This window comes from Ectopseudomonas oleovorans, assembly GCF_029845265.1.
GTDB lineage: Bacteria > Pseudomonadota > Gammaproteobacteria > Pseudomonadales > Pseudomonadaceae > Aquipseudomonas > Aquipseudomonas oleovorans.
In genome coordinates, this window is the sequence record NZ_JAOCLK010000051.1 from 23,233 (window position 1) to 29,232 (window position 6,000).

Here is a 6,000-nt window from a genome sequence, read left to right on the forward strand (position 1 = left end):
TAATCAGAGACACTTTCATTTAAAACAAAGACTTGGCGTCTACTGTTAAACTGATTTGTAAGCTCGCGTAGCCCAATGCAATTCGGGGAAACGGAGATCGCGTTCCCTGATTGCATCTCATTGGGCTACGAGTTGGCCGAACGCGCCTCTTCAGCTTGCGTAGTCAAAGCGTTTGGCGATCAACAGCAGCATCTGCTCCAGCGCCAGGCCAACCAGGCCGACGATGATGATGGCGATGAGAATGTGCTCGACGTTGAGGTTGTTCCATTCGTCCCACACCCAGAAGCCCAGGCCGATGCCGCCGGTGAGCATCTCCGCGGCGACGATCACCAGCCAGGCCACGCCGATGGCCAGGCGGATGCCGGTCATCAGGTGCGGCAGCACGGCGGGAAACAGGATGCGCGTCAGCACCTTGAACTCCGACAGCTTCAGCACGCGGGCCACGTTCAGGTAGTCCTGCGGCACGCTGGCCACGCCGGCGGCGGTGTTGAGGATGATCGGCCAGATCGAGCTGATGAAGATCACCCAGATCGACGCCGGGCCGGCCGCCTCGAACACCAGCAGGCCAATAGGCAGCCAGGCCAGCGGCGAGACCGGGCGCAGCAGACTGATGATCGGCGCGAGCATGCCGGCGAGGAAGGCGAAACGGCCGATGGCGAACCCCAGGGGAATGCCCACCAGCGCCGCCAGGCCGAAGCCAACCCCGACGCGGCCGAGCGAGTTGAGGATGTTCCAGCCAATCCCCATGTCGTTGGGGCCGTTGTCGTAGAAAGGATCAGCGAACAGCACCAGGGCGGCCTGCCAGGTGCTCAAGGGGCCGGGCAGGCCCTCGCTGTACTGCGCCAGCAACGACCAGAAGCCGATAAAGGCGAGAATGCCGAGGAGCGGCGCGATGCTGGTCTTGCACAGGTTGCCCAGGGTTTCGACACTCGGTAGCAGGGCCGTGGGCGAAAAGCGCGGTTTGACGCTGTGCGGCAGAGGCGTTTTCAGGGGCGCATTCATATCGACCTCCGATCAGGCTTTGATGGTAAAGGAGTCGGCGTAGGCGGCTGGATTGCTGCCATCCCAGACCACGCCGTCGATCAATGTGCTGCTGCGCAGCGGGCTGCTCGGCACCGCCAGCTTGAGGGCGCTGGCAGCCTCGGCGTAGAGCGCGGTCTGGTTGACCTGCGCGGCCACGGCGGCGTAATCCGGCGCATCCTTGAGCAGGCCCCAGCGCTTGAATTGGGTGAGGAACCACATGCCGTCGGAGTGATAGGGAAAGTTGACGCTGCCGTCCTTGCAGAAGGCCATGGCATGTTCGTCCTTCCAGCTGTTGCCGAGGCCGTCCTCGTACTGGGCGAGAAAGCGCGGCTCGATCACCTGCACCGGCGCGTTGACGTAGGCCTTGCCGGAAATCAGTTTGGCGGTGCTCTTGCGGTTCTCCTCGCTGGCCTCGATGAAGCGGCTGGCATCGAGAATCGCCATGATCAGCGCGCGGGCGGCATTGGGATACTGCTCGATAAAGGCGCGGGTGGTGCCAAGCACTTTCTCCGGGTGGTCCGGCCAGATCTGCTGGGTGGTGGTGGCGGTGAAGCCGATCTTGTCGAAGATCGCCCGCGCGCCCCAGGGCTCGCCGACGCAGAAGCCATCCATGTTGCCGACACGCATATTGGCGACCATCTGCGGCGGCGGCACGACGATGGTCTTCACATCGCTCATGGGGTTGATGCCGACACTGGCCAGCCAGTAATACAGCCACATGGCGTGGGTACCAGTTGGGAATGTCTGGGCGAAGGTCAGCGGATTGCCGCCTTTCTTCACGTGTTCGGCCAGTTGCGCGCCGTTGGTCACACCGGCCTCACGCAGTTGCTTGGAGAGGGTGATGGCCTGGCCATTCTGGTTCAGCCCCATCAGCACTGCCATGTCCCGCTGTGGCCCCGCCAGGCCGAGCTGAGCGCCGTACATCATGCCGTAGAGCACATGAGCAGCATCCAGTTCGCCAGTGTTGAGCTTGTCGCGCACGCCGGCCCAGGAGGCCTCCTTGCTCGGGTTGATGGTCAGGCCGTATTTCTCGCCGAAACCCTGGGTGGCGGCGACCACCACCGAAGCGCAATCGGTCAGGGGAATGAAGCCGACGTTCAGCGCGGCTTTTTCCGGCGCGTCGGAGCCGGCCGCCCAGGCTGCACTGCGCAGCGAAGCCGGCGCCGACAGGCCGAGTGCGGCGATGCCGCTCACGGCGCCGGCCAGGGCGATGGATTGCTTGAGGAAATTGCGGCGGCTGGTGGCCAGGGGCTTGTTCGAATCACGATCGGTCATGAGTTTAATCCTTGTCAGGCGCATAAACAAAAACGGCGTACGCCAGGCCGCCTCGATGAGAGGAAGGTGACCTGACGGACGCCGTTGTCCGTGATCCTCGGCCCGCCGCCGTTGGCGTGCTACGCAGGATGGTTGACAGGGACTTAGCAAGGGGCTTGCCAGCTTTCGTGCACAGCGGCCGAGTAGCGGCATGTGGCACCTGACAGGTAGGGGCCGGATGCCGGCTTTCCAGAGGCTAGCTGTTTAGGATCAATAAGTTGCAGCTGTGTTCTGAGAAGATTTTGAAGTGTGTGGAGCGAGCGCACGCTCAGCTCACCCCACATGCTTCTGAGCCAATGCCGTGCATGAGTGGGCGCCGCTGAGCCTTTTTGGTTCGTATCGTAGGCTCAGGATGCCGGTTGAACGCGCGCCTCCTCGACGAAGTCGCGCAGCCAGCGCAGCACTTCGACGGCTTCCCAGCGAGCTGGATCGAACAGCGCATAGGCCAGCCCCTGATAGCCGACCACATCCAGTTGCCGATGGTAGCCGGCGCGCTGCAGCAGCGCCTCGATCTCGGCGAAGCAGGTGTTGAAGTGCTGACGATTGAAAGGGGTGCGGCTCTCGGTGACGATGCCCTCGAGCTGCAGATCCTCGACCATCTCGTGTACCCGCTCCAGCGGCATGCGGTTCACTCGGTGTTTTAGCTGCAGTACGTCCAGCATGATGGCGCTCCTGTGCAATCGATCATTTACCTGCGATATAGCCTAATCGAAAAATACTGTACAAATAAACAGTATTGAGTGATATTGGCCTCACTTAGGCGACAACAACCCGTCCACCACCTGAAGGTGGGCGCCTTGCGAGGGGGGTATTGGCAATGCAACAGATGCTGATGACGATTGTGCTATTGGCCCTGCTGAGCGGCTGCGCGCAACCGCAGATTGATCGGCCACAGGCCAACGGTGCCTATCTAGTGATCGAGGGCGAGCAGGCCTGGGCCGTGCTGGTCTCCGATGGCCAGCGTGTCGAGGAGACGGGCATAGTGCTCGATGTGATTCGACTACCCAGCCATCACTCCAACATTGCCGCCAGTTACGTGATCGAAACGCCCAACTGCGGCAAGCTGCAGTGGCTGACCGAGCGCCATGGTGCTGCAGAGGGTGAAACCACGCTGTTGCCGGCCGCCTTCAACGAGCAACTGAGCAAGCCCGGCTGCGTGCTCGCGCAAGGCCTGAGCCGAGCCTGGACGGCCCTGGATTATTCCGGCTGACCCGTTGGGTGCGCCGCGCGCACCGACATTCGCCGGCGGGGTAATTGGCGAGACGCGCAAAGAAAAAGCGCCGCGACCTAAACGGAAGCGGCGCTTTTCATTTATGGGGTACCGAGTGCTTACAGCAGGTGTTGCTTGTCCATTTCGATGGCGGCATCGAGGGTTTCCAGCAGCGCCTTGCGCACCTTCAGCTTGGTGTTCTTGTGCGCGGTCATGTTGATCTTCTTCATCTGCTGCGCCACCGCCTGAGTGGTAGCCAGCAATTGCTCGGCCGGCACCACCTTGTCCAGGAAGCCGGCCTCTACCGCGCCAGCCGGGTCGAACATCTCGCCATTGATCACCGAACGGTGGAACGCCGACTTGCGCAGACGATCACGGGCCAGTTCGATACCGACGTGGTGCATGGTCATGCCGATCTGTACTTCATTCAGGCCGATATTGAACGGACCTTCCACACCGATACGGTAATCGGCCGACAGCAGGATGAAAGCACCCTTGGCCACGGCATGACCCGGGCAGGCGACGATGATCGGGTAGGGGTGGGCAAGCATGCGTCGCGCCAGCGTGGAGCCAGCAGCCACCAGGTTGATTGCATTCTGCGGGCCGGATGTCATCACCTTCAGGTCATAGCCGCCGGAAAGAATCCCCGGCTGGCCAGTGATGACGACGATGGCGCGATCCTGCTCGGCGCGGTCGAGGGCGGCATTGAACGCAGCGATCACGTCAGGCGAGATGGCATTGACCTTACCATTGCTCAGGGTGAGGGTGGCGATGCCGTCTTCGAGTTGATAGCTGATCAGGTCGCTCATGGCGGTTTTCCTTGTTGGAGCCTTGGGGGCGAATGTTGGCAGAAGGTACTCAGCCGAAGCGCTCTGGTAAAGCGCCGCGGCTGACTGGCTGGTCAGTGTTTTTGCCTATCGCGGCGATGCCGGATGGCAATTGGTCGAACGCAAAGCCAGGCCTTTAAGGTGAGCAGCGAACCGAAGGAGCTGCCCCATGAACACTCTCTACTCCATCCTTTATATGGTCACTGTGACCGGCCTGCTGCTGGCATCGGTCGTGCTCAGCGAAACCCTCTACCTGCGCAGCCCATCCGGCGTGCTGCTGCTATTCGGCTTGGGTCTGCTCATGTCCCTGGGTTTTCTGCTGTTCGGCCACATTCGCTTCGACGAGCAGCCCTGCGAGAAGCGCGAGGAAAACCCGCTTCGCTCTTAAGCGCATGAATCCTTTAAAAAAAATTTGCCATCGGGAAAACATTCGACTACATTAGCGCGCCTCGACGGGGTAAACGCTAAAACGTCGAGATCCGGTGAAGTGTCCGAGTGGTTGAAGGAGCACGCCTGGAAAGTGTGTATACGGGAAACCGTATCAAGAGTTCGAATCTCTTCTTCACCGCCACTTTCAATAAGCCCTTGATTTTCTTAGAGAATCAGGGGTTTTTTTGTTTCAGCTAGACGCCTTTCTGATCCCATAGGTACAGAAGGGTGGTACAGATGCACGTCATGACCAAGCCGTGGAAGCATCCTCGTTCGGGGATTTTTTACCTCTGCCGTGAAGTCCCCGAAGACATCTGACAGATCATCGGTAAGCGCGAATGGAAGGTCTCACTCAGAACCCGAGACTTCGCCACTGCCCGTCCTCGTTTCGCATCGGAGCTGATCCGTTGTGAGGACATCTTCTTCCCAGCCAGAGAGCAACTCGCTGGCCGTCCACGAGTTCTAGCCTCTGATGCCCCCAAGCTCGCCGATAGGTGGGCGCAAGCTGTGCTTGAGTCATGGGAAGGCAAGCCGGAGGATCTCACCGATTTTCTGATCCAGCCTCTTGATGGCGATGACGCCACCGGTGTCCAGCTTGCCTGTGATGTTGTCGATAGCAGCAGCTACAAGTCTCGCCAGAACGCTGTAGAAGGGGTCATGAAGTCGGTGCTGGCTGAGCACCATTTGCCTGTTCCTGATGCCTCTGAGCCCGCCTACAGGTCTCTGGTGGATGCGTTCTACAGCCGCTGGTGTGACCTCTGCAGGATGGCACTGGCGCGCTTTGCAGGTGACTGGCGAGAAGCCATGGAACTTCCGTTCGTTGAGAAGCCACTCGCGGTGGAGCAGAAGGTTGCAGAGAACAAGCTGAGCGGCCCCAGGCTTTCAGAAGTCTTCCGCAAATGGGCGGATGACAAGCGCCTGACCGATGGCGATACCCGCAGCACCAACAAGACCATCTCCGAGTTTGGCGCCCCGGTCACGCGCTTCGTTGAGCTATACGGCGACCTTCATGTACCCCGGATCACCCGTGCGCTTTGCCAGGAGGTCAAGACGGCACTGAGCAAGCTGCCGACAAAGGGCGAGGCATTCGCGGGCTGGCTGCTCCGGAATTGATTGCCAAGGCTGAGGCGGAGTAACCGCTCCATAAACCCCGTCCTGGCGGACGGTTTTTTTCAGGAAGCAGAGGCAGAAGCTGGC

General features: G+C 60.4%; 7 protein-coding genes, 1 tRNA gene and 1 pseudogene. 5 read left to right on the plus strand and 4 right to left on the minus strand.

The annotated features are described in order from the left end of the window. Positions 1-150: 150 nt before the first annotated feature. From ntrB to N5J71_RS19590, 3 genes are all read right to left on the minus strand, one after another. Positions 151-1,002 carry a nitrate ABC transporter permease gene (ntrB, locus tag N5J71_RS19580; RefSeq protein ID WP_128578543.1) on the minus strand — a complete coding sequence of 284 codons (852 nt, stop codon included), beginning with the start codon at positions 1,000-1,002 and terminating at the stop codon, positions 151-153. Between the two features lie 12 nt (positions 1,003-1,014). Then, positions 1,015-2,298, minus strand: coding sequence for a CmpA/NrtA family ABC transporter substrate-binding protein (locus N5J71_RS19585; protein ID WP_279917452.1), 1,284 nt, complete (start codon positions 2,296-2,298; stop codon positions 1,015-1,017). Between the two features lie 386 nt (positions 2,299-2,684). Then, positions 2,685-2,999, minus strand: coding sequence for a hypothetical protein (locus N5J71_RS19590; protein WP_003460090.1), 315 nt, complete (start codon positions 2,997-2,999; stop codon positions 2,685-2,687). Between the two features lie 155 nt (positions 3,000-3,154). On the opposite strand from N5J71_RS19590, the gene N5J71_RS19595 reads away from it, so the two are divergent. After that, on the plus strand, positions 3,155-3,547 hold the full coding sequence (locus N5J71_RS19595) for a hypothetical protein (protein ID WP_003460092.1): 393 nt from the start codon (positions 3,155-3,157) through the stop codon (positions 3,545-3,547). A 119-nt stretch (positions 3,548-3,666) separates the two neighbouring features. On the opposite strand, the gene N5J71_RS19600 is transcribed toward N5J71_RS19595, so the two are convergent. Further along, positions 3,667-4,356: a crotonase/enoyl-CoA hydratase family protein gene (locus N5J71_RS19600; protein ID WP_003460095.1), complete on the minus strand. Its 690-nt coding sequence runs from the start codon at positions 4,354-4,356 to the stop codon at positions 3,667-3,669. A gap of 187 nt (positions 4,357-4,543) precedes the next feature. Between N5J71_RS19600 and N5J71_RS19605 the strand changes: the two genes are divergently transcribed. The 4 genes and pseudogenes from N5J71_RS19605 (at position 4,544) to N5J71_RS19615 (ending at position 5,916) form a co-directional block, all read left to right on the plus strand. Then, positions 4,544-4,762, plus strand: a complete 219-nt coding sequence (locus N5J71_RS19605) for a hypothetical protein (RefSeq protein WP_003460096.1) — start codon at positions 4,544-4,546, stop codon at positions 4,760-4,762. 93 nt (positions 4,763-4,855) lie between these two features. Further along, positions 4,856-4,945, plus strand: a tRNA-Ser gene (locus N5J71_RS19610). A 182-nt stretch (positions 4,946-5,127) separates the two neighbouring features. Continuing rightward, positions 5,128-5,217: pseudogene (locus tag N5J71_RS22585) on the plus strand (hypothetical protein); the annotation flags it as partial. A gap of 93 nt (positions 5,218-5,310) precedes the next feature. Then, a complete protein-coding gene (locus N5J71_RS19615) occupies positions 5,311-5,916 on the plus strand; it encodes a hypothetical protein (RefSeq protein WP_279917453.1) in 606 nt (201 codons plus the stop codon). Positions 5,917-6,000 lie beyond the last annotated feature (84 nt).